27 protein-coding genes are annotated in these 22,173 nt (G+C 66.9%); 14 read left to right on the top strand and 13 right to left on the bottom strand.

All coding sequences use genetic code 11. The annotated features are described in order from the left end of the window. Positions 1 to 10: 10 nt before the first annotated feature. Positions 11 to 1,363, bottom strand: coding sequence for a putative bifunctional diguanylate cyclase/phosphodiesterase (locus ACTIF2_RS23880; RefSeq protein WP_439499630.1), 1,353 nt, complete (start codon positions 1,361 to 1,363; stop codon positions 11 to 13). A gap of 269 nt (positions 1,364 to 1,632) precedes the next feature. Then, entirely contained in the window at positions 1,633 to 1,920 is a 288-nt protein-coding gene (locus tag ACTIF2_RS23885; protein ID WP_439499631.1) for an HlyU family transcriptional regulator, read from the bottom strand. 364 nt (positions 1,921 to 2,284) lie between these two features. Between ACTIF2_RS23885 and ACTIF2_RS23890 the strand changes: the two genes are divergently transcribed. After that, a complete protein-coding gene (locus ACTIF2_RS23890) occupies positions 2,285 to 2,656 on the top strand; it encodes a hypothetical protein (protein ID WP_439499632.1) in 372 nt (123 codons plus the stop codon). Further along, positions 2,653 to 3,210 carry a TetR/AcrR family transcriptional regulator gene (locus ACTIF2_RS23895; RefSeq protein WP_439499633.1) on the top strand — a complete coding sequence of 186 codons (558 nt, stop codon included), beginning with the start codon at positions 2,653 to 2,655 and terminating at the stop codon, positions 3,208 to 3,210. The genes ACTIF2_RS23890 and ACTIF2_RS23895 overlap by 4 nt, the downstream gene beginning before the upstream one ends. Before the next feature lie 25 nt (positions 3,211 to 3,235). Here the strand turns inward: ACTIF2_RS23895 and ACTIF2_RS23900 are convergent, their stop codons facing one another. Next, on the bottom strand, positions 3,236 to 3,658 hold the full coding sequence (locus ACTIF2_RS23900) for a secondary thiamine-phosphate synthase enzyme YjbQ (protein WP_439499634.1): 423 nt from the start codon (positions 3,656 to 3,658) through the stop codon (positions 3,236 to 3,238). Positions 3,659 to 3,672: 14 nt separating this feature from the next. Beyond that, positions 3,673 to 4,284: a LysE family translocator gene (locus ACTIF2_RS23905; RefSeq protein ID WP_439499635.1), complete on the bottom strand. Its 612-nt coding sequence runs from the start codon at positions 4,282 to 4,284 to the stop codon at positions 3,673 to 3,675. Positions 4,285 to 4,447: 163 nt separating this feature from the next. On the opposite strand from ACTIF2_RS23905, the gene ACTIF2_RS23910 reads away from it, so the two are divergent. Both ACTIF2_RS23910 and ACTIF2_RS23915 read left to right on the top strand, forming a co-directional pair. After that, the gene (locus ACTIF2_RS23910) at positions 4,448 to 4,693 is read left to right on the top strand and encodes a type II toxin-antitoxin system Phd/YefM family antitoxin (protein ID WP_439499636.1); all 246 of its coding nucleotides are present in this window, start codon (positions 4,448 to 4,450) and stop codon (positions 4,691 to 4,693) included. Beyond that, positions 4,690 to 5,076 carry a type II toxin-antitoxin system VapC family toxin gene (locus ACTIF2_RS23915; protein WP_439499637.1) on the top strand — a complete coding sequence of 129 codons (387 nt, stop codon included), beginning with the start codon at positions 4,690 to 4,692 and terminating at the stop codon, positions 5,074 to 5,076. Before ACTIF2_RS23910 ends, ACTIF2_RS23915 begins: the two co-directional genes overlap by 4 nt. A 67-nt stretch (positions 5,077 to 5,143) precedes the next feature. On the opposite strand, the gene rpoD is transcribed toward ACTIF2_RS23915, so the two are convergent. Next, on the bottom strand, positions 5,144 to 7,162 hold the full coding sequence (rpoD, locus tag ACTIF2_RS23920) for an RNA polymerase sigma factor RpoD (RefSeq protein WP_439499638.1): 2,019 nt from the start codon (positions 7,160 to 7,162) through the stop codon (positions 5,144 to 5,146). A gap of 202 nt (positions 7,163 to 7,364) precedes the next feature. After that, positions 7,365 to 9,260 (bottom strand): DNA primase, encoded by a 1,896-nt coding sequence (dnaG, locus tag ACTIF2_RS23925; RefSeq protein WP_439499639.1) that lies wholly within the window; start codon positions 9,258 to 9,260, stop codon positions 7,365 to 7,367. Between the two features lie 117 nt (positions 9,261 to 9,377). Between dnaG and ACTIF2_RS23930 the strand changes: the two genes are divergently transcribed. From ACTIF2_RS23930 to ACTIF2_RS23945, 4 genes are all read left to right on the top strand, one after another. Further along, positions 9,378 to 9,653 (top strand): type II toxin-antitoxin system VapB family antitoxin, encoded by a 276-nt coding sequence (locus ACTIF2_RS23930; protein WP_439499640.1) that lies wholly within the window; start codon positions 9,378 to 9,380, stop codon positions 9,651 to 9,653. Further along, positions 9,650 to 10,039, top strand: a complete 390-nt coding sequence (locus ACTIF2_RS23935) for a type II toxin-antitoxin system VapC family toxin (protein ID WP_439499641.1) — start codon at positions 9,650 to 9,652, stop codon at positions 10,037 to 10,039. The genes ACTIF2_RS23930 and ACTIF2_RS23935 overlap by 4 nt, the downstream gene beginning before the upstream one ends. Next, entirely contained in the window at positions 10,036 to 10,977 is a 942-nt protein-coding gene (locus ACTIF2_RS23940; protein ID WP_439499642.1) for a LysR substrate-binding domain-containing protein, read from the top strand. Before ACTIF2_RS23935 ends, ACTIF2_RS23940 begins: the two co-directional genes overlap by 4 nt. 156 nt (positions 10,978 to 11,133) lie before the next feature. Continuing rightward, positions 11,134 to 11,454 (top strand): NIPSNAP family protein, encoded by a 321-nt coding sequence (locus ACTIF2_RS23945; RefSeq protein ID WP_439499643.1) that lies wholly within the window; start codon positions 11,134 to 11,136, stop codon positions 11,452 to 11,454. A gap of 73 nt (positions 11,455 to 11,527) precedes the next feature. Here ACTIF2_RS23945 and ACTIF2_RS23950 read toward each other — a convergent pair whose 3' ends face one another. Beyond that, on the bottom strand, positions 11,528 to 12,031 hold the full coding sequence (locus ACTIF2_RS23950) for a hypothetical protein (protein ID WP_439499644.1): 504 nt from the start codon (positions 12,029 to 12,031) through the stop codon (positions 11,528 to 11,530). A gap of 46 nt (positions 12,032 to 12,077) precedes the next feature. Further along, positions 12,078 to 12,539: a GatB/YqeY domain-containing protein gene (locus tag ACTIF2_RS23955; protein WP_439499645.1), complete on the bottom strand. Its 462-nt coding sequence runs from the start codon at positions 12,537 to 12,539 to the stop codon at positions 12,078 to 12,080. Between the two features lie 155 nt (positions 12,540 to 12,694). Between ACTIF2_RS23955 and carA the strand changes: the two genes are divergently transcribed. The 4 genes from carA (at position 12,695) to ACTIF2_RS23975 (ending at position 15,873) form a co-directional block, all read left to right on the top strand. Beyond that, positions 12,695 to 13,903: a glutamine-hydrolyzing carbamoyl-phosphate synthase small subunit gene (gene carA, locus ACTIF2_RS23960; protein WP_439499646.1), complete on the top strand. Its 1,209-nt coding sequence runs from the start codon at positions 12,695 to 12,697 to the stop codon at positions 13,901 to 13,903. Between the two features lie 17 nt (positions 13,904 to 13,920). Continuing rightward, positions 13,921 to 14,247 (top strand): NIPSNAP family protein, encoded by a 327-nt coding sequence (locus tag ACTIF2_RS23965; protein WP_439499647.1) that lies wholly within the window; start codon positions 13,921 to 13,923, stop codon positions 14,245 to 14,247. A gap of 175 nt (positions 14,248 to 14,422) precedes the next feature. Then, positions 14,423 to 15,232, top strand: a complete 810-nt coding sequence (locus tag ACTIF2_RS23970; protein WP_439499648.1) for a prephenate dehydrogenase/arogenate dehydrogenase family protein — start codon at positions 14,423 to 14,425, stop codon at positions 15,230 to 15,232. Positions 15,233 to 15,447: 215 nt separating this feature from the next. Then, positions 15,448 to 15,873: a group III truncated hemoglobin gene (locus ACTIF2_RS23975; protein ID WP_439499656.1), complete on the top strand. Its 426-nt coding sequence runs from the start codon at positions 15,448 to 15,450 to the stop codon at positions 15,871 to 15,873. A gap of 34 nt (positions 15,874 to 15,907) precedes the next feature. Here the strand turns inward: ACTIF2_RS23975 and ACTIF2_RS23980 are convergent, their stop codons facing one another. From ACTIF2_RS23980 to ACTIF2_RS23990, 3 genes are all read right to left on the bottom strand, one after another. Continuing rightward, the gene (locus ACTIF2_RS23980; RefSeq protein WP_439499649.1) at positions 15,908 to 16,264 is read right to left on the bottom strand and encodes a hypothetical protein; all 357 of its coding nucleotides are present in this window, start codon (positions 16,262 to 16,264) and stop codon (positions 15,908 to 15,910) included. 71 nt (positions 16,265 to 16,335) lie between these two features. Then, complete coding sequence (locus ACTIF2_RS23985) at positions 16,336 to 17,508, bottom strand: GAF domain-containing sensor histidine kinase (RefSeq protein WP_439499650.1); 1,173 nt, start codon at positions 17,506 to 17,508, stop codon at positions 16,336 to 16,338. A gap of 109 nt (positions 17,509 to 17,617) precedes the next feature. Continuing rightward, a complete protein-coding gene (locus ACTIF2_RS23990) occupies positions 17,618 to 18,550 on the bottom strand; it encodes a LysR substrate-binding domain-containing protein (protein WP_439499651.1) in 933 nt (310 codons plus the stop codon). 91 nt (positions 18,551 to 18,641) lie between these two features. Between ACTIF2_RS23990 and ACTIF2_RS23995 the strand changes: the two genes are divergently transcribed. Both ACTIF2_RS23995 and ACTIF2_RS24000 read left to right on the top strand, forming a co-directional pair. After that, entirely contained in the window at positions 18,642 to 19,538 is an 897-nt protein-coding gene (locus ACTIF2_RS23995) for a DMT family transporter (RefSeq protein ID WP_439499652.1), read from the top strand. A 43-nt stretch (positions 19,539 to 19,581) separates the two neighbouring features. Continuing rightward, positions 19,582 to 20,103: a GNAT family N-acetyltransferase gene (locus tag ACTIF2_RS24000; RefSeq protein ID WP_439499653.1), complete on the top strand. Its 522-nt coding sequence runs from the start codon at positions 19,582 to 19,584 to the stop codon at positions 20,101 to 20,103. A 168-nt stretch (positions 20,104 to 20,271) separates the two neighbouring features. Here the strand turns inward: ACTIF2_RS24000 and ACTIF2_RS24005 are convergent, their stop codons facing one another. Together ACTIF2_RS24005 and ACTIF2_RS24010 are read right to left on the bottom strand one after the other, a co-directional pair. Beyond that, entirely contained in the window at positions 20,272 to 21,684 is a 1,413-nt protein-coding gene (locus tag ACTIF2_RS24005; RefSeq protein WP_439499654.1) for a glutamate-1-semialdehyde 2,1-aminomutase, read from the bottom strand. 39 nt (positions 21,685 to 21,723) lie between these two features. Then, positions 21,724 to 22,173, bottom strand: a 450-nt coding sequence (locus ACTIF2_RS24010; RefSeq protein WP_439499655.1) for a glycosyltransferase, incomplete at its 5' end; no start/stop codon positions are given.

Genomic DNA, 22,173 nt, shown 5'->3' on the forward strand with positions numbered 1-22,173 from the left:
CGGTGTCCCGTCAGCCGGTCAGGTGAGCATAGGCCGAAGCGTCGAGCGGCCGGCCGAGCAGATAGCCCTGCGTGAGGTCGCAGCCCTCGCAGATCAGGAAGTCGAGCTGCTCCGGCGTCTCGACGCCCTCCGCCACCACCTCGATGCCGAGCGCATGGCCGAGCTGGATGATGGCGCGCGTGATCGCGGCCGCCTCGAGCGTCACGCCCAGCGTCGCCACGAAGCTGCGGTCGATCTTCAGCGTCGTCAGCGGAAACCGATGCAGATAGGAGAGCGAGGAATAGCCCGTGCCGAAATCGTCGAGCGCGATCCGCACCCCGAGCGCCCGCAGCTTCGACAGCGCCGCCATCGCGCGGGCCGCATCGGTGACCATGACGCCTTCCGTGATCTCGAGCTCCAGCCGGTCGGGATCGAGGCCGGTCTCGTCCAGCACGGCCTCGACCAGGGCCGGCAGGTCGTCGGATTCGAACTCGAGCGGCGAGATATTGACCGAGACCCGCAGCGGCCTGGCCCAGCCCGCCGCTTCGCGGCAGGCGCTGCGCAGGACATGGGCGCCGAGCGCGGCGATGAGCCCGCCCTCCTCTGCCGCCGGAATGAACTGCGACGGCGAGATCACCCCGCGCGTCGGATGGCGCCAGCGCGCCAGCGCCTCGAAGCCGACGACCTCGCCATCGGTGCGGAACTGCGGTTGGTATTGCAGCCGGATCGCGCCGCCGGCGATGGCCTCGCGCAAATGCCTCAGCATGTCCTGGCGCTCGCGCTGCTCGGCCAGCTGCGGGTCGGCCGCGAGCCCGCCGGGGGCGTCCTGCCGAAGCAGGGCGGCAATCGCCCGCTCGGCATGCTTGCGCTCGCTGATGTCGAGCAGCAGGTTGAAGCCGCCGACGAGCCTGCCGGTGCCGTCGAATAACGGCGTCGGGAACGGCATGAAGGGAACGCGGCTGCCGTCGGGGCGCTCGGCCTGGACCTCGACCCCGCGCACCGGACGCGCCTCGCGCAAGGCGATCGCCATCGGATACTGATCGGGCGCCAGAGGCTTGCCGTCCTTGCCGAGCAGCCGATGCGTCACGCACCAGAAATCATCGCCGATCCGCGGCTCGCGGCCGGCGAACTGGGCCGTCGCCCGGTTGAAATAGGTCAGGCGGCCCTGTGCGTCGGTGATGTAGACCGCGACGGGAAGCTGGTCGAGGACGCTCGCCAGCCAGGCATCGGTCGCGGCGCCCGCGATCGCCTGCGGCCGCGCCGCGAGAAACGCCGACAGGTCGACGCCGGCTTCCGCAACGGCAGCCAGCCGCGTCGTGACGGTGCCGGCTGCGGACGGGAAGCCTTGGTCGAGAGCTTCTAAGCCGGCAGCAGCCTGAAACATCCGGATTCGGTCTCGCAATGCAATAATCGAGGGTCGATAACAGCATGGAGATACCAATAAAGACTTAAGCCGCGGCCGGCGCACTGCCGCAGGGAACGGAGCGAGAGGCGGCCAACCGCAAAGGCTATGCCGGCCCGAAGATCAAGATATCGCACCGCACCTTCAGGCAAAAGCACAAATATTTGCCTCGGAGAAGCGCGAAAGGCAGCACAATATATTTTGAATTTACCAAAGGTAATAGGCAGTCGACCGGCCTTTGGTTAAAGACCCTATTTGAAAAGCGCATCCCCCTGCTCGTCGATGAGCTGTTGCCCCTTGACCAGGGTGAAGTCGGCGGCCTCCGTGGCGCCGGGAAAGCGATCGGCCCGGACGAAGCGATGGCTCCGCAACTCGCCGTCGACCTGCTTCTCGATGACGCCGCAGAGCTGGTACTGCCCGCCCTCCTGATAGGGCGTCGCATGGATGGTGAAGCCGTTATGCTCCAGCGTCTTGAGCGGCCCGGCGGCCGGCTTCTCGGCTTTGCTGCCCCCGCCGAACAGGGATTTCAGAAACGACATGAGACCTCCTCACCACTGGCGCCCTGTATAGGACACGTCCGGCGCAAAGGGGAGCCGGCTTTCGGCAAGGTCGCAGGCTGTCAGCGCATTTGTCCCGGGCGCGTTTGCGATCGGCCCGGCGTCACGCGCGTCATCCCGGGCGACCGGAGGGAGACCCGGGATCCATGCCTGAGCTTCTCAAGGGATGCGTTCCGGCATGGATCCCGGCACTGCGCCGCTAAAGCGGCTTGGCCGGGATGACGGAGGTTCCCCCAGAATCACAACACGCTCAAAGTGCCGCGGGCCCGCCAGTGTCCTGATACGCGCTTGACCACTTAATACCATACAGTATGGTACTAAATGTGACCCGAAACGGGAGGACGAGATGAATGGCTGGTTCCTGGCTGCGGCCCTGATCGCGATGCTGACCTGTCTCATTCATGCCTGGCTGGGCGGCCGTGAAGTGGCGCGCCCTCTTCTGGCGGCCAACGGGCTCGGCAAGGTCGCGAAATTCACCGCCTATTATTGCTGGCATCTGGTCACGATCGTGCTCGCGGGCCTGGGCCTCGCCTTCTTCCTCGGCGCTTCGGGATCGGGCAGCCGCGAGCTCGGCGCCTTCGCGACCGGCTGCGCCGCGCTCTTTTGCCTCTGGAGCCTGGCGCTGATCGCGCGTTTCGGCCTGAAGCCGCTGCATTTCCCGCAATGGGTCCTGTTCGCGCCGATGGCGCTGTGCGGCGCGGCGGGATTATGGGCTTGAGCAGGCCGCGCCGTTTCGCGCTCGCCGACTGGCTGGCGCTCGGGCTCGACGCGCTCGCCGAGGCCGGGCCGGCGGGGCTCACCATCGAGGCGCTGTGCCGCCGCGCCGGCAAGACCAAGGGCTCGTTCTACGCCCATTTCCCGACGATCGACGCCTATCTCGCGGCGCTCGCCGGGCATTGGCGCGAAACCTATACGCGGCGGCTGATGACGGCGGCCGATGCCGGGCAAGGCCCCTTGCGCAAGCTCGCCGAGCTCGACCGCATGGCCTTGGCGCTCGACAGCCGTGTCGAGCAGGGCATGCGCCGGCTCGCCGCCCTCGACCCCGCGGTCGCCGCCATTTGCGCCACTGTCGACCGCGAGCGGATCGACTATCTCGCCGGCCTGCATGCGCAATCGGGCCTTTTCGATGCCGCGCAGGCACTGGCGCTCGCCCGCTTCGAATATGCCGCCTTCGTCGGCTTCCAGCAGCTCGATCTCGGGCTCGAACCTGACGACATTCATGGCGCCTACCGGCTTTTCCTCGGCCTTGCCGGGCGGGGCGCCGCCGGCTGACGGGAAGGGCGAGGCACGGCCTCGGTCAGCCCAGATGCAGCACGACCTCGCGCCGATGCGGCGCCGCGCGGTGCTCGAACAGATAGATGCCCTGCCATTGCCCGAGCGCGAGGCGCCCGTCGACGACCGGAATGCCCAGCGAGACCGGCAGCAGCGCCGCCTTGATATGGGCCGGCATGTCGTCCGGTCCCTCGGCACGATGCGTCAGATAGGTCATGGCCGGATCGTTGGCCGGCGGCACCAGCCACCGGAAGAAGGCATCGAGATCGCGCCGCACGTCCGGATCGGCATTCTCCTGGATCAGCAGCGAGCACGAGGTGTGGCGCAGGAAGAGCGTCAGCAGGCCATCTTCCGCCGCAACGTCGCGCAGGAAACCCGCGACCCGATCGGTGAATTCGTAGAGACCTGGCCCGGACGTCTCGATGCTGAGGAGCGACTGAAGCGACATCCCGGCCGGTGCTTCTAGCGCTCGGTGAGCGCGAGCTTGGCGCCCAGCGCCACGAAGGCGGCGGCGAAGCTGCGCCGGAGCCAGGCCATCACCGCCGGCCGGCCGACCACCTTGTCGCGCATCGCCGCCGCGAAGAGCCCGTAGAGCGCGAAGACGACGAAGGTCATCGCCATGAACACGCCCGAGAGCTCGAGCATGCGCGCGAGCGGGCTCGCCTCGCTCACAGGGATGAACTGCGGCAGGAAGGCGACGAAGAAGATCGACAGCTTCGGGTTCAGCACGTTGATGGCGATGCCGTCGATCAGCACCCGCCAGGCCGAGCGCCGGTCGGCCGTGGTCTCGACCTTGAGCGCGCCCTGCTCGCGCAGGGTCTGCCAAGCCATCCAGAGCAGATAGGCGACGCCGGCATATTTCACGATCTCATAGGCCAGCGCGCTGGCATGCAGCAGCGCCGCCAGCCCCATCATCGCCGCCGCCAGATGCGGCACGATGCCGAGCGTGCAGGCGAAGGCCGCGAGCACGCTCGCCTTGGCCCCGCGCGTCAGCCCGGCGGCGATGGTGTAGATCGCGCCCGTGCCGGGCGAAGCGACGATGATCAGCGACGTGAGGAGGAATTCGATGCTCATGGCGGTCTCCGGGCCGGGCGGCCTCATCAGACATCAGCACGCGCGGGCTGTCGAGAACCGCGTGGATGCCGTCTTCGCCGCGCCTGCTTTGCCGTCAGCACGTTGCGCTTGCGTTTGATACGGCTTAAACTAAGTCTGACGAACTAAGTCACAGGGACCCATTGTGGAAACGGTCAATATCCATCACGCCAAGACGCATCTGTCCCGCCTGATCGAGCGTGCGGCCAAGGGGGAGAGCTTCGTGATCGCCAAGGCCGGCAAGCCCATGGTCAAGCTCGTGCCGCTGGACGCACCGGAAGCCGGCGCGGTCCGGCGTATCGGGTTCATGTCCGGCCAAATGAGCATACCCGCCGATTTCGACCGGCTCGGTGAAGACGAGATCGACACGCTCTTCAGCGGCCAATCGTGAAGCTTCTCCTGGATACGCATGTGCTTCTCTGGGCGGCCGGAATGCCCGAGAAACTGTCGGACGAGACCCGGAACCTGATCGAGACGCCCGCCAATCAACTGTCCTTCAGCGCGGCCAGTCTTTGGGAAATCGCGATCAAGAGCGGCCTCGGACGGAGCGATTTCACGGTGGATGCGCGACTGCTGCGTCGAGGCCTGTTGGACAACGGCTACGCCGAACTGCCTGTCACCAGCGAACACGCCGTCGCGATCGGCGAGCTTCCGGCGATCCATAAGGATCCTTTCGATCGCTTGCTGATCGCGCAAGCGATGATCGAGGGGATCACGTTGCTGACCGCCGATGCGATCGTCGCGCAATATCCGGGGCCGATCCGCAGGATCTGATCGAGGCTTGCGGCTCAGTCGCCCCCTGAAAGCAGAAAGGGCGCCCGAGGCGCCCTTTCGTTCGATCTCAGTTGTCCAGGAAGCTCCTGAGCTTCCGGCTCCGGCTCGGGTGCTTCAGCTTGCGCAGCGCCTTTGCCTCGATCTGGCGGATGCGCTCGCGCGTCACCGAGAACTGCTGGCCGACCTCTTCGAGCGTGTGGTCGGTGTTCATGCCGATGCCGAAGCGCATGCGCAGCACGCGCTCCTCGCGCGGCGTGAGCGAGGCGAGCACGCGCGTGGTGGTCTCACGCAGATTGCTCTGGATCGCCGCGTCGATCGGCAGGATCGCGTTCTTGTCCTCGATGAAGTCGCCGAGATGCGAATCCTCCTCATCGCCGATCGGCGTTTCGAGCGAGATAGGCTCCTTGGCGATCTTCAGGACCTTGCGCACCTTCTCCAGCGGCATGGCGAGCTTCTCGGCCAGCTCCTCCGGGGTCGGCTCGCGGCCGATCTCGTGCAGCATCTGGCGCGAGGTCCGCACGATCTTGTTGATCGTCTCGATCATGTGGACCGGGATGCGGATGGTGCGGGCCTGGTCGGCGATCGAGCGGGTGATCGCCTGCCGGATCCACCAAGTGGCGTAGGTCGAGAACTTGTAGCCGCGGCGGTACTCGAACTTGTCGACCGCCTTCATCAGGCCGATATTGCCTTCCTGGATCAGGTCGAGGAACTGCAGGCCGCGATTGGTGTATTTCTTGGCGATCGAGATCACGAGGCGCAGATTGGCCTCGATCATCTCCTTCTTCGCCTGCCTGGCCTCGCGCTCGCCCTTCTGGACCATCAGCACGATCTTGCGGAACTCCTGGATCTCCAGGCCGGTCTCGGAGGCGAGCGTGTGCACCTCCTCGCGCAGGTCCTTGATCCGGTCCTTCTCGGCGCCGACGAATTCCTTCCAGCCGCGCGAGCCGAGCTTCGAGACGCGCAGCAGCCATTTCGGATCGAGCTCGCCGCCGACATGCTGCTTGAGGAAGTCCTCGCGGCCGACGCCATAGCTCTCGGCGAGTCGTAGAAGTCTCGTCTCGTGAGAAATAAGCCGCTTGTTGATGTCGTAGAGCTGCTCGACCAGCGCCTCGATGCGGTTATTGTTGAGCGAGAGCGACTTCACCGCAGTGATGATGTCGTCCTTGAGCTTCTTGTATTTGCGGTCCTGCGACGGCGAGAGCTTGGTGTTCTCCAGCCGGTTGGCGATGTCCTGGTCCTGCAGGCGGCGCAGCTTGGTGTAGTTGCCGGCGATCGAATCGAAGGTCTCGAGCACGCGCGGCTTGAGCTCGGCTTCCATGGCCGAGAGCGAGACGTTGTTCTCGATGTCGTCGTCGTCCATGTCGGGCGGGGTCTCGCCGCCCTCCTCGCTCGACGCCTCGGCCTCGCCGCCCTCCTCGCTCTCGCCTTCGCCCGGCAGCTGCGCCGGGTTCTTGCCGTCGGGGCCGGCATAGGTCGCCTCGAGATCGATGATGTCGCGCAGCAGCACCTTGCCGTCGACCAGCTCGTCGCGCCAGATGATGATGGCCTGGAAGGTCAGCGGGCTCTCGCAGAGCCCGGCGATCATCGCCTCGCGGCCGGCCTCGATGCGCTTGGCGATCGCGATCTCGCCCTCGCGCGACAGGAGCTCGACCGAGCCCATCTCGCGCAGATACATGCGGACGGGATCGTCGGTGCGCTCGGTCGGCTCGAGATTGCGCTTGACCTCGACCGGCAGCGCCGAGCGCGCGGTCTCGACCAGGTCGCCACCCTCGGCCTCGTCGTCCTCGCCATCCTTGCCGCGCGCCGCGCGTTCTTCGCCGGCGGCCTCGGGATCCTCGTTGTCGACGACGTTGATGCCCTGCTCGCTGAGCTGGCCGAGCACGTCCTCGATCTGCTCCGAGGAGAATTCCTCCGAGGGCAGGACCTCGTTCAGTTCGTCATAGGTGACATAGCCGCGCTTCTTGGCGAGCTTGATCATCCGCCTTACGGCCTGATCGGTGAGATCGAGCAGGGGGCCATCGGAAGTCGGGGGGGCTTCCGGCGCAACCTGATCGGTCTTTTCCCGTTCGCTCGCTTTAGTCGCCATCAATCAGCGCTCCGCACTCTCGCGCGACAGGGACCTCGATCTCGTCCATGCCGACGCATAAAAGGGCGGCGCGGCCGCTGGTCCGGCGCGCTCACCCCACCCAAATCATCTCTCGTCAGATGGACCCGATCATCCTTGATGAATCGTGAACCACCTGTAGCGCCGCGCGACGGAAACGCCAGCGGCGGAAGCGCGAGGCCCATCAATCCCCGGACATGGCCTCGGTCCCCTCGATCGTCTCGAGCCGGGCCTTGACGTCCTTGATCCAGGCGAAATTGGCTTCCGTCGCTTCGTCAGCCAATGCGCGCTCGGCTGCCTTCAACTCGCTATGTAACGTTCGCGCCCGATGATGCAAGACGATTGCCTGACGAATCGAATCAAAAACCGATTCAGGATCAGCCGCTTGCGCGAGCTTCAGACGCTCGGCCGGGCCGGTGACCGCCATCAGGGCGCCTTGCGCCTCGCGCACCTTGGGCTGGTCGAGCCGCCGCGTCAGCGCCTCCTGGTCGAGCCCGTCCTCGAGCGCGACATCGAGCAGCACCTGCCGGAAACGCTCGGCCGCCATCCCGTCCAGCGCCAGTTCCGCGATCTCGTCGGCACAGCGCAGGACGAGGCCGGGATGGCTCGCCAGGGCCAGCAGGATGAAGGCCTCGCGCGCATCCTCGCCACGGCCGCGCGCCATGATCCGCGACCGGGAGAGCTGCGAGCTCGCCTTGAGCGGCGGCAGCGGCCGCCCCCCTGCCCCGCCCTGGCCCTGGCCTCGCCCCCCGCCCCGTCCGCGCTGCTGATAGCCCGAGCCGAACGACCGCTCCGCCCGCACTGGGGCCGCGCTCGCGAAAAGCTGCGCCAGCCGTTCGTCCATCTCCATGCGGTAATGCCGGCGCGTCGCCTCGTCGCGGATCTGGCCGAGGGGCTCCTTCAGCCTTCGCTCGAAGGCGGCGCGGCGCTCCGGGGTGTCGAGCGAGCCGGCCTCGACCTCGCGCGTCCACAGCATGTCGACGAGCGGGCGCGCCGCGCCGAGCACCTCCGCGACCGCCGCCTTGCCGCCGGCGCGCGCCAGATCGTCCGGATCCTGCCCGTCCGGCAGGAGCGCGAAGGCGAGCGACTTGCCCGGCTCCAGCATCGGCAGCGCCAGGTCGATCGCGCGGCTCGCCGCCTTGCGTCCGGCCTTGTCGCCGTCGAGGCAGATCACCGGCTCGTCGGCCATGCGCCAGAGCAGGCTGAGCTGGTCCTCGGTCAGCGCCGTGCCGAGCGGCGCGACCGTTTGCGGGAAGCCGGCCAGCGTCATGGCGATGACGTCGACATAGCCCTCGACGACGATGACCTGGCCCGTGTCATGCGCGCCCTTGCGGGCATTGTGGTGGTTGAACAGCAGGCTGCCCTTGTGGAAGAGCGGCGTCTCCGGCGAGTTCAGGTATTTGGCCGAGACCTCGGCGCTCATCGCCCGCCCGCCAAAGGCGATCACCCGGCCGCGCGCGTCATGGATCGGAAACATGATCCGGTCGCGGAAACGGTCATAGGGCACGGCGATCTCCTCGCCATGCACGAGCAGCCCCGCCTCCATCATCAGTTCGGCGCCGACCCCCTTGCCGGCGAGATGGTCGCGCAGCGCAAAGCGGTCGGGCGGGCCGTAGCCGAGCCGGAACTGCCGCCGCGCCTCGCCCTCGAGGCCACGCCCGGAGAGATAGCGCCGCGCCGCGGCGCCGCGCTCGCCGGCAAGCTCGGCCTCGAAGAATTTCGCCGCCAGCTCGACGACCTCGTGCAGCCCCTTGCGCCGCTCCTCCTGGACCTGCGCCTCGTGGCTGACCTTGGGCAGGACGACACCGGCCTCGGAGGCCAGCTTCTCCACCGCCTCGGGAAAGGAGAGCCCCTCGGTCTCCATCACGAACTTGAAGATGTCGCCGTTCTTGCCGGAGGAGAAATCGAAGAAGGAGCCCTTCTGGTCGTTGACGAAGAAGGAGGGCGTCTTCTCGGCATTGAAGGGCGAGAGCCCCTTCCACTCGCGCCCCGCCTTGGCCAGGCGCACACGCTTGCCCACGACCGCCGAGACCGGCAGCCGCGCCTTGATTTCCTCGAGGATGGAGGGTGGGAATTTCATTGTCTTCTATGTGGGCGCAGATGCGGCGGAAGCCAATCGCCGTTCTCGAATCGTACCGGCTTATTGGCGCAATCCACAGCGCCATGATAAAGAAAAAGACGTAAAAGGAAGACAGCAATGGCGCTCAACATCAAGGATCCCGAGACGGAAAAGGCGGTGCGCATGCTCGCCCGCCGCCGCGGCCTGACGCTGACAGAAGCCGTGCGCCAGGCGGTGAAGAGCGAGCTGGGCAAGGACGAGTTGTCGGCGGAGGAGAAGGAGCGGCGGGTGGCCGCAGCGCTTGCGCGGATGGAAGCGCTCTACAAGAAGTATAACATCAAACCCGCCGAGCGCGGCATGACAAAGGATGAGATGGACGCAGCGATCGGCTATGACGAGAACGGCATGTGGTGACGCTCGTCGTCGAAACTTCTGCGGTCGTTGCCTGTCTTACGGACGAGCCTGAGGCAGCGGACTTTATCCGGGTGATGGCGCTTGCCGAGCGCCGCGTCATGTCGAGCGTCAGCTTGCTGGAAGCACGAATCGTCCTGGCTTTCTCAAAGCGAATTCCGGTCGAGATCATCGATAATTTCTTGGATAGTGAGCAAATCGAAGTTGTCCCCTTCGACACCCCCCTCTCCGACCTCGCCTTCGACGCCTATCGCCGCTTCGGCAAGGGCCGCCATGCCGCCCGGCTCAACATGGGCGATTGCGCCGCCTATGCGCTCGCCAAGGCGCGTGGCTGGCCGCTGCTCTACAAGGGCGACGATTTCGCGCTGACCGATATCGAGCGGGCATGAAGCCCCAGCCGATGATCGAGACGCGGCTGCTGCGCCAGTTCGTCGCCGTCGCCGAGGAGCTGAATTTCCATCGCGCTGCCGAACGGCTGCATATGGCGCAGCCGCCGCTCAGCCAGGCCATCCGCAAGCTGGAGGAAACCCTCGGGCTGAGCCTGTTCGAGCGCAGCAATCGCCGCGTCGCGCTCACTCCGGCAGGGGCCGCCTTCCTCGTCACGGCACGGCGCGTCCTTGCCCAGCTCGCTGACGGTATCCGGGAGGCGCAACGCGTCGCGGCCGGACAGGCCGGCCGGCTCTCGGTGACCTTCGTCGGCACGGCCCATGACCTGCTGCCGGCCGCGCTGCGCCGCTTCCGCGCCGACTTCCCCGGCATCGAGCTGTCGCTGCGCGAGGCGACCACCGCCGAGCAGCTCGCCGCCATCGCGGCGGGCGAGTCCGATATCGGACTGATGCGACAGCCCGGCATCATGGTCGCGCAGCTCGCCAGCGAGCGCCTCGTCCGCGAGCCGATCCTGGCGCTGCTGCCGGATGACCACCCCCTTGCCCGGCACGAGATCGTGACGCTCGCCGATCTCGCCGGCGACGATTTCATCGGGACGCCCCGGCAGCTCGGCATCGGCTTCCACGACCAGGTCATCGGGCTCTGCCGGCTCGCCGGCTTCTCGCCACGGATCGTGCAGGAGGCCAGGCAGATGCAGACGATCGCCAGCCTGGTCGCCAGCGGCATCGGCGTGGCGCTGATTCCGGGCTCGCTGGCGCTCTCGCCGCGCAGCGGCGTCGCCTTCCGCCCGATCGCCGTCGCGGCGCCGCCGGAAATGACGCATCTCGACCTGATCGCCGCCTGGGACATGACGCGCCGCTCGCCGGCCCGCGACAACTTCCTCGCCATCATCAGGCAGGTAGCCGGCGATATGCAGCTCATATCGAAGCGGGACGAATAATATATTTTACCGCAAGGGTCGGGGCGGTCAGAATCTTCGGACAGCACCACCGAAGGAGCATCCGCCATGCAGCTTCCGTCGCGACGAGCGCGCCTGCTCGCAGCAGCCGCCATGCTCGCTTTCGCCACCCCCAGCTCAGCGACAGAACGGCAGACCATGATCGAACAACTGCGCATCTACGAGATCTTCGAGGGCAACAAGGCCGCCTTCCACGACCGATTCCGCGACCATGCCGCCCGCATCATGAAGCGCTACGGCTTCGACATCGCAGCGATGTGGGAAGCGAAGGGCGAAAGCCGGACCGAATTCGTCTACGTCCTGCGCTGGCCGAGCGAACAGGCCATGCGCGAGAGCTGGGCGCAGTTCATGCAGGACGCGGAATGGTCGCAGATCAAGGACCGGACGGCGGCCGAACACGGACGGCTGGTCGGCGCCATCGAGGACCGCGCCTTGCGCCGGACGAGCTATTCGCCGTGACGAGGCTCGTGCCGCTCACCCCGCCTCGATCATCAGGTCGGCGCTGACGTACGTGGCGCTATCCAGCACAAGCTCAATCGCAGCGCAGGAGCTCGTCGCTCAGCGCGTCCGCGACGCCCGTGAGCGGGATGTCCCTTTGCGCTCCGTAGACCTTGACGCTCAGGGTAGCGGCCTTGTGCAGGCCGGCCAGCAGGCGCGCCATCCGCGTCTCGTCGAAACGGGCCGGCGGCTTCCAGTGGAAGTTCACCGCGTCGGGAACGCTTTCGGCCGTGACGGGGATGGCCGTCGCCTTGCCGTCCACGACGAAACGGAGATTGGCCGCCGCCGCTCTCGGCTTCGAGACCTTGGATAGCGAGATCTCGAGAGAAGGGCCGCGGCGGATGGCCGGGTTCGCGGCCGCCGCCCTGGCGTCCCCGCAATAGAACGTGACGCGCGCCCCGCCATTGCTGGCCACGCCGGCATAGGACGTCCCCATCTGATAGCCGGAATTCCAGCCCTCGCGGCGCTCCTGCGCCTGTGCCGAGGCCGATACCGCCAGAAACGCGGCGAGCACGACGGCCCTGCCGATCCTCAGCATCGGGCTCCTCCCATGCCGAGGAACGGCAAAAATCGGCCGGCACCGCTCACCCCGCCAACGCCGCCTTCACCAGCCCGCTCGCCTTGGCAAAATCCATCTGGCCGGCATATTTGGCGCGCAGGATGGCAATGACCTTGCCCATGTCCTTGACCGAGGCCGCGCCGCTCTCCGTCACGGCCGCCGCGATCGCCGCCTTGACCTCGTCCTCGCCCATCTGCTTGGGCAGATAGGCCGAGATCACCTCGACCTCGGCGCGCTCGCCGGCGGCCAGTTCGGGGCGGCTGTTGGCGTCGTAGATCGCGATCGATTCCTGGCGCTGCTTGATCATCTTCTGGAGCAAGGCGAGGATCTCGTCGGCGGTGGCTTCGCCCTTGCCGGCGCCGCGCGCCTCGATGTCCTTGTCCTTCAGGGCGGCCTGGATCAGGCGGATCGCGCCGACCCTGCCCTTTTCGCCGGCTTTCATCGCTTCCTTCAGGTCGCCGCTGAAGCGCTCGCGCAGGCTCGTCATGATCGTCTTTCCCTTTTCTTCTATCAGGCCGGCGCCGGCCTCGATTGACGGCGCGGACCCGCGTCTTTAAGGCTCGCGTTCCAGATCGGCGGAGCGCGAAGCCGCTGCCCCGCCTTAACGATTGCGCCGCATTGCGGCCTGGACGAGACATAGACATGAGCGCTTCCGAAGGAAACCCCGCCGCCGGCGGCTGGACAGAGCCGCGCGCGACCGCGTTGCTGGTCCTGGCCGACGGCACCGTGCTGGAAGGCTTCGGCCTCGGCGCCGTTGCCGAGGCGCCGGGCGAGGTCTGCTTCAACACGGCGATGACCGGCTATCAGGAGATCCTGACCGACCCGTCCTATGCCGGGCAGATCATCACCTTCACCTTCCCGCATGTCGGCAATGTCGGCGTCAACGAGGAGGATACCGAGACGGTCAATGCCGCCGCCTCCTCGGGCGTGCGCGGCGTCGTGCTCCATGCCGACATCACCGAGCCCTCGAACTGGCGCGCCACCCGCCATTTCGACGCCTGGCTGAAGGCGCGCAACATCGTCGGCATCGCCGGGATCGACACCCGCGCCCTGACCGCCCTGATCCGCGACAACGGCATGCCGAACGCGGTCCTCGCCCATAATCCCGAGGGCGTCTTCGACATCCCCCGGCTGAAGCGGCAGGCCGCCACCCTGCCCGACATGGCCGGGCTCGACCTCGTGCCGCTGGTCACCGCGGCCCAGCGCTACGATTGGGACGAGACGCCCTGGCAATGGCCGGCGGGCTACGGCACCCGCGAGAGCGCGGCCCATAAGGTCGTCGCGATCGATTACGGCGTGAAGCGCAACATCCTGCGCCTGCTCGCCAAGGCCGGCTGCGAGGTCACCGTCGTGCCCTCGACCGCCAGCGCCGCCGACATCCTGGCGCTGAGCCCCGACGGCGTCTTCCTCTCCAACGGCCCGGGCGACCCGGCCGCGACCGGCGAATATGCCGTGCCGGTGATCAAGGAACTGCTCGACCGCAGGATCCCAACCTTCGGCATCTGCCTCGGTCACCAGATGCTGGCGCTCGCCATTGGCGGCCGGACCATGAAGATGAAGCAGGGCCATCACGGCGCCAACCATCCGGTCCAGGACAAGACCACCGGCAAGGTCGAGATCGTCTCGATGAACCACGGCTTCGCCGTCGACCCCGCGACGCTGCCCGAAAATGCGACCGAGACCCATGTCTCGCTCTTCGACGGCAGCAATTGCGGCATCGCGCTTGCCGACCGCCCGGCCTTCAGCGTCCAGCACCATCCCGAGGCCTCGCCCGGCCCGCAGGACAGCCACTATCTCTTCACGCGTTTTGTCGAGATGATGGAAGCCGAGAAGGCGAAGGCGGCCGCATAAGGTAGGGGAGTGTCGGCGTGATCCACCAGCTGCGCATCTACGAGATCTTCGAGCGCAACAAGGCGGCCTTCCACGCCCGCTTTCGCGATCATGCGATGCGGATCATGGCGCGCTACGGCTTTCACATCGTGGCGACATGGGAGACGAAAAGCGCCGGCCGAACCGAGTTCGCCTATATCCTGGCCTGGCCCGACATCGGGACCAAGACGGCGGGCTGGACCGCCCTCCTGGCCGATCCCGAATGGGTCGAGATCAAGCGCGTCACCGTGGCCGAGCATGGCGACCTCGTCGGCGCCATCGAGGACCGGCTGATGACGCTGACCAACTACTCGCCGAAGCTCTGAGTTGACAGCCCGGCCGGCCCGCGGTTTATGCGGGCCATGACCATGTCCTGCCTCCTCGCGCGGAACTATTACGCCCCGTCCTCATAAGGCGGTGGCATTTCCATGTTCAACCGCCGCGCATGGCGGTTGAATTCAGGTCAGTCACCCGGCATCGCGGCCTCTCCAGGAAAAAGCGATGCCCTCCCCGATCAGAACCGTATCCACCATCGGCCTCATGGGCTTTGGTGCCTTCGGCCGCCTCATGGCCCGGCACCTCCAGCCGCATTTTGCACTGCGCGTCTGTGATCCGTTCCGGCCGCCCGAGGCCGACCCGTCCGGCAAGGGCCTCGAGCCCTGCGATGCGCGCCGCGTGGGCGCCTGCGACATCGTGATCCTCGCCGTCCCGGTCGACGCGATTCCGGCGGCGCTCGCCGAGCTGCGGCCGCATTTGCGGGCAGGCGCGCTGGTGCTCGATGTCGGCTCGGTCAAGATCGGGCCGGCCCAGGCGATGCAGGCGGATCTGCCCGACGATGTCGAGATCATCGGCACCCACCCGCTCTTCGGCCCGCAAAGCGCCCGTCACGGCATCCGCGGCCTGAAGATCGCGCTCTGCCCGATCCGCGGCCGCAGCGCCCCGCGCGTCGCCGCCTTCCTGCGCAAGACCCTCGGCCTCGAGGTGATCATGACCACGCCCGACGCGCATGACCGCGAGGTCGCGATGGTCCAGGGCCTGACCCATCTGATCGCAAAAATCCTGGTCAGGATGGAGCCGCTGCCGCAGCGCATGACCACGGCGAGCTTCGACCTCTTGATGCAGGCGACCGAGATGGTCCGCCATGATGCGCCGAACGTCTTCACGGCGATCGAACGGGCCAATCCGCATGCCAGGGCGGTCCGCGACAGGTTCTTCTCCCTGGCCGAGGAGATGCGGGCGCTGCTGGAGGACGATCATGATGCTCCGCCCCTCGCCTCGTCGCGCAAAGAGGTGGAAGGCGTGTTGTCTTGAACCACACCGTCATTCCGGGGCGCTGCGCAGCAGCGAGCCTGGAACCCAGAGCCGCAGGCCTCACCGGAGAAGGTACGCTGCTTCCCGACCAGCGTCCGTGTTTCTGGGTTCCGGGCTCTGGCCTGCGGCCCGCCCCGGAATGACGCCCTTGACGGGCGGAGCGCGACCCCTACATGCCGTGGCGGGTCGCCGGAGCGGTCCATGACGGGACACCGATGACCGACAATCCGCTGACCGACCCCAATGCCGCCCATCCCGATCTCGACGAGCCGATGATCGGCCTTCTGGTGCGCACCTTCTATGACCGGGCGCGCCGGGACGACGTCATCGGGCCGGTCTTTAACGCTGCGGTCGCGGATTGGGACGACCATATCGGCAAGATCAGCGATTTCTGGAGCAGCGTGATGCTGCGCAGCGGCCGCTACCAGGGCAGGCCGATGCGGCCGCATCTGATCCTGCCGCTCGAAGCCCGGCATTTCGACCGCTGGCTCGCCTTGTTCGAGGCGACGGCGCGCGAGCTCTGCCCGCCGGAGATCGCGCAGGCCTTCATCATCCGCGCCCGCCGCATCGCCGACAGTTTCGAGATGGCGCGGGCAAGCCAGCGCGGCGAGATCGCAGGGCCACGCCATAGCATGGGGTGAGGCAGGGCGAAGCGCCGCCGGCGCGTCGCCTGCTCTACGGCGACGGCCACCACCAGCGGGCGACATAGCCGACGCAGCGGAACTCGCCGGGGCGCGGGTTCAGCACCTCGAAGGCAGTTCCCGGGCAGTCGTTCCCCGGCGCCGGCCCGTTCTTCAGCTCCGTCGTGCTGCCATCGCCGGAGCCGAGCTTGCGCAGCGTGCTGGTCCGGACACCCGGACCATATTGCGTCGTGATCTGCCAGCCCTGGGCCATCGCGTCCTGGCTGGCCATCGGGATCGTCAGCGCCAGCACCCCCGCCCCGCCGGCGAGCGCCCTGCTGATCCGTCCCAGAACCGGACGGTCATGGGCCGGAACGGAATCGTCGTCTTCTTTCGGAGCGTTCTGTGTCATCTCGGGTCATCCCCCGTTGCGTTCGGTTACCAATTGGCAACCATCGCGCCACGGCGGCGACGACCAGGCCTTCAGAGCGGCATGCGGAACGTGAAACGGGTTTCGTCACTGTCCGAAACGGCGTCCAGCGTCCCGCCATGCGCCTTGGCGATTTCCGAGGCGATATAGAGCCCGAGACCCAGTCCTTCCTGCTGCGGCTTCGCCGACGCACGGACGAAGGGCTTGAAGAGCTCGCGCATGACGAGGGCCGGGATCGGCTCGCCTTTGTTGCTGACGGCGAGCTCGAAGACCTGCCCGTCCTTTCGCGCGCTCACCTTGACGGGCTGATCGGACGCACCGTGAGTGATGGCATTGGCGGCCAGGTTGGACAGGAGCTGTCCGATCCGGTTCGAATCGCAATTCACCGATCCGGAAAAACCGAGCCTGGATTCGATGACACGCTCGGGATTCGCCGCCTGGAGCTCGCCGACCACCAGTTCGAGCATCGCGGGAAGCGAGTCGCTCTGGCGGCGTTCGAGCTGGATGCCGTCGCCGAGCTTCCCGCGCGCGAAATCAAGGACGTCGCTGATCAGCTCCGACATCCGCCCGATGCTTTTCTGCATCATGACGATGATCGACTGCGCCTTGTCGTTCACGCCGGTCCGGCCGATCAATCGAAGTCCCGAATCGATCGAGGCAAGCGGGTTGCGCAGATCATGGCCGAGAACGGCGATGAACTGCTCGCGCAGCTCCGAGTTCTGGCGCTCGACGGCGAGGCTGGTTTCGCTCGCGGCGAGCTGCCGCTGGGCGTCGAGATGGAAGGCGATCAGCTCCGCGAAGAGCTTGAACATGCCGATCGTCGCCGGGGTGTTGAGCAGATGGGGCTTCGGGTCGATCGCGCATAGCGTGCCGAAGAAGCTGCCGTCCCGCAGGATGATCGGCATCGAGATATAGCTCTGAATGCCATACATCGCCGGAGTGTGATGCCGGCAGTAGAGCGGATCCTCGGCGACATTGTCGATCACGACCGGCTGACGGCTATCCCTGATCTCATTGCAGATCGTCGTCTCGACCTTGAGCTCGCCGCCGGGCTGGAGTCCGAAGGCGATCTCGTCATGCACGCCGCACGCGACCCAGCGGTCCTCGGTGACGCGAGCGACGGCGGCGAAGCCCATCCCCGTCGTTTGGCAGACGACATCGAGCATGGTCGGAATGGCGTCGATCCGCGCGACAGCCGCCACATCCGCCGAAAAGTCGCCGCTCATGCTGCATCCCGCTGTCGTGAAAACGAAATCACCACTTCACGTAAGGTCGTCAGTGTCACTGTCAAAAGACATAGCGGCCACGACCCGGCAAGAGCGTCGATCGCCTCCGCTAAGCCGCCTTCGCCTCGCTCCTCAGGAATGCCGCCAGCTTCGCTGCCGGCAGGCCCGCCGCCTCTGCGATCCGCATCGCCAGCGCCACCGCCGCCGGGCGGGGCTGGCCGAGCGGGCGGTCGAGCCAATAGGAGACCGGGTTGAGCGCGGTGCGGGAATCGACGGCGGCGATGCGGCCGGCCGCGACCTGGGCCTGCGCCAAAGGCGGGCGCGCCAGCGCGACGCCGAGCCCGCTGGCGGCGGCGTCGAGCACCAGGTTGTAATCCTCGAAGCGCCGGTCCTGCGGGCGCGGGCGATAGTCGAGCCCCTGCGCGTTGAACCAGGCGCGCCAGCCGGCCGCGTCGGAATCGTGGATCAGCGGCTGGTCGAGGAAACGCTCGGGCCGGCCCTCGCCGATCGCGCGCGCCAAAGCCGGCGAGGCCACCGGATAGCACCATTCCTCGAAGAGCTGCACCGAGACCCGCCCCGGCGCGCCGCCGCGGCCGCAGCGTATGGCGAGATCGATGCCCTCGTCGTCGAGGTCGACGCGGCGATGGTCGACCTGGAGCACGATGCGCAGGCTGGGATCGCCGCTTTCGAGCGATTGCCAGCGCGGCATCAGCCAGAGCGAGCAGACCGAGGGCGTGGCGCTGAAACGCACCACGGCCGTGCCGCGCTGCTCCGTCCAGCGGTCGGACGAATCGGCGAAGAGCGAAAAAGCCTCCTGCGTGCGCTGGAACAGGCGCTGGCCTTCCGGCGTCAGGGCGACGCCGCGCGCCTGGCGCTCGAAGACGCGCAGGCCCAGCCAGTGCTCCAGCTTGGCGACCTGCCGGCTGACCGCGCCATGCGTCAGGTTCAGCGTGTCGGCCGCTCCCGAGAAGCTGCCCGAGCGGGCGGCGGCCTCGAAGGCGCGCAACGTATCGAGCGGCGGCAAGCTGAAGCTGTGATCCATACTCACAGCTCGCCATCGAATTACTCGTTTGTCAATCAGCTCGTTCGGGCGTCTATCGCAGGGAAACCTTGTTCCGCCTTTGGAGGCCGACATGACCACCGCCGCCTGCACCGCCGACCGTTCCGGCTCGCGCCTCGACCCCGTCCTGCTCTTCACAGTGCCCTTCACCGTCATCGCCTGGGCCGCCTCCTTCCCGGCGATCACGGCCGGGCTCACCGGCTTCGGCCCGCTCGAGCTGGCGGCCCTGCGCTTCGCGCTCGCCGGCATTCCGGCCGCGCTCTTCCTCCTCGTCATGCGCGCGCCCTTGCCGACCGGCTCCGACATCTGGCGGCTTTTGACCGGCGGCGTCGTCTTCATCGCGCTCTATGCGATCCTGCTCAATCTCGGCCAGCGCGTCGTACCCGCCGGCGCGGCGAGCTTCATCATCAACACCAACCCGATCATGACGGCAGGGCTTGCCATGCTGATCCTCGGCGAGCGCTTCAGCCTCACCGCCTGGCTCGGCACGGCGCTGGCCTTCGCCGGCATCGGTGTCATCGCGCTCGGCAACGGGCTCGACCTGAATATCGGCATCAGCGTGCTGCTGATCCTCGGCGCCGCCTTCTGCAACGCGATCTCGACCGTGGTCCAGAAGCCGCTCTTCGCGCGCCACAAGCCGCTCTCGGTCGCAGCCTGGAACATGGCGATCGGCGGGCTCGCGCTCTCGCCCTTCCTGCCCGGCGCGCTGGTCCAGGCGCAGACGGCCCCGGTGCAGGCGCTCTGGTCCGTGCTCTGGCTGGCCGTCGTCTCGAGCGTCGTCGCCTATGGCACCTGGGCGATCACGCTGTCGCGCCTGCCGGCGGCGCGGGCCTCGAACTTCCAGTATTGCGTCCCGCCGGCGGCGATGCTGATCAGCTTCTTCTGGCTCGGCGAGGTGCCGACGGCGTTCGGTATCCTCGGCGGCGCCATGGCGCTGGCCGGCGTGGTGATCGTCAACCTGAAGCGCTGAGGTAGGCTTGCTGCGGACGGGAGCGTTGTGCTCTCGTCCGCCGATGACCGAACAGGCATCCATCACCATCAGGCCACTGGCCGCCACTGACGCCGAGGCCTATCGCGCCATCCGGCTCGCCGCGCTTGCGGAGACGCCGGAGGCCTTCGGAGCGAGCCTCACGGAGGAATCGGCCCGCCCGCTCGAGCGCTTCGCCGAACGCCTGACCCCGCCGGCGCCGAGCCTGGTCTTCGGCGCCTTTACCGGCAGCGAACTCGTCGGCACCGCCGGCTTCCTGGCCGGCTCCTCCGAGAAATCGCGCCATCGCGGCACGCTCTGGGGTGTCCATGTCGCGCCCGCCGCGCGCGGACGCGGCACCGGCGAGGCCCTGGTCGCGGCGGCGATCGCACAGGCGAAGCGCCATGTCGTCGTGCTGCAGGCCCGCGTCGTCACCACCAACCGCACCGCCCGCAAGCTCTATGAGCGGCTCGGCTTCAGGCCCTACGGGATCGAGTCGAAGGCGCTCTGCATCGACGGCGCCTATTTCGACGAGGCTTTGCTGTCGCTCGATTTCAGCGAGCCGTGAGCGCCGTCATTCCGGGGCATTGCGCAGCGGTGAACCCGGCATCCAGAACCGCCGCCGATCATCGTTTGGACCGCGGCGCTCTGAAGTCTGAATCCGTCTCTCACCAATAAGTTAGAGCAGGATCGATGCGAAAAACCGGTTCCCACTGTTTCGCATCCTGCTCTAGCATCACATGGTGTCAGCGCCCGGCTGACACCATCTATCGCCGAATTTCCGGAAGACAGGCCGAACGGGTCGGCCGATGAGATAACTATCGGGCCCATCCTCCAGCGCGCGCCGGTAGACGTGAAGCGTACCGTCGATCGCTTCGATCGTCCGGTCGATGTCGTCATCCGAATGGGAATAGCTGACGACCAGGGAGGGCGCGATGACGCCGCGCCGGATCGTCTCCTGCATAAAGAGCGTCCGATAGATCTGCGACGGCTTCTTGGAGGCGTCCCGGGTGGCGAAGACCAGGTTGCACGGCCGCCCGTAGAGCTCGAAATAGCCATGCAGTCCGTGATGCGTGATCAGATCATTGACGCCGGCGGCGAGCCGGCGGCCCTGCCGCTCCAGTGTCTCGACGACGGGCTCGGTCCTGTAGATGCCCATGACGGCGAGTGCCGCGGCGAGCCCCTGGGTCTCGCCGCCATGCGTCGTCGAGAGCAGGAACACGCGCTCCCTGTCGTGATCGAAGCCACCCAGCCGCATGATCTCACGCTTGCCGACAAGCGCCGCGATTGCAAAGCCGTTCCCCAGCCCCTTGCCGAAAGTCGAGATATCGGGCTCGACACCGTGATGCCGCTGTGCCGTGACGTCCGGCCAGCGAAAGCCGGTGATCATCTCGTCGAAGATGAGGAGCGCCCCGTTGCGATGACAGAGCACGCGCAACGCCGACAAGAAGCCTTCGTCAGGCGCTTGCTCCTTCTCCGGCTCCAGGATCAGTGCGGCGATTTTGCCCGGATGTTCGGCGAACAGCGCTTCGACGCTCTCGAGGTTGTTGTATCGAAACGCGAGGGTCAGCCGATTGACCGCTTCCGGGATGCCGGCGGTCATCGGCGTCGCGCCGATAGCCCAATCGTCATACGAGAAGAACGGGTGATCGACGCAAAGCGCAACGAGATCCCGGCCGGTATAGGCGCGCGCCAGACGGATGGCCGCGCTTGTCGCCGTCGATCCGTCCTTCGTGAACTTCGCCATCTCGCCGCCATTCGTCAGCCGGATCAGCGCTTCTGCGCAGTCGGCCTCGATCGCAGAGGGGCGGGTGAAGTTTGTGCCAAGAAGCATTTGGCGATAGGCCGCTTCGACGACGGGCCGGTATCCGTGCCCGAGCGTCACAGCCCGCAGGCCCATCCCATACTCGATGAACGCGTTGCCATCGACATCCCACACATGGCAGCCGTTGCCGCGGGCGATGAAGCCGGGCGCCAGCACGGGATATTGATCGTCTCCCTTCGCGTAGGTGTGCGCGCCGCCCGGGATCAGTGCGTGAGCCCGCGCGCGCAGCGCTATCGATTTCGCATAATGCGCTATCGAGTTCACATAAGGAGAGGCGTGCAGCGACGATGCGATCGCAAGGAAACCACCGTCTAGATCGAACATGGAAGACCTCGTTGCGTTGATGCTCGGGCGGGCGAGCGCTCAGGTTCCCTTTGCGCCCGCAGTCGAGGAAACCGGAATGAGATCGGATGCGCTGTCGGTCGGCGGCGTGGGCATGAGGGCGGTGACCTGAGCGAAGAGGCACTCTGCGATGCGCTCCCGGTTGAAGACCTTCGCTCGTTCACGGCCTCTTGCTGCCATGCGGGCGACGGCGTCCCGGTTCTGGGGGTTGAGAACCCAGCTCAGCGCCGCCGCGTAGCTCTCGGTGCTGCCCTCGACGATGAGCGCGTCGTCGCCGTGGTTCACATGCTCACGCACGCCGAGGCTGTCGGAGACGATGGTCGGCTTGCCGATGAACATGCTGTTGAGGATGGTTTGCTGGCCGACCGAGAGACGCATGCCGCGCTTGATCGGCACAACGACGGCGCGTGACGTCCGCAGCAGCCGGATGAACTCCGCATGCGAGGTAGGGGTGCGCTCCGCGAGGACAAG

Source organism: Allobosea sp. (assembly GCF_051860145.1).
Classification (GTDB): Bacteria; Pseudomonadota; Alphaproteobacteria; order Rhizobiales; family Beijerinckiaceae; genus Allobosea.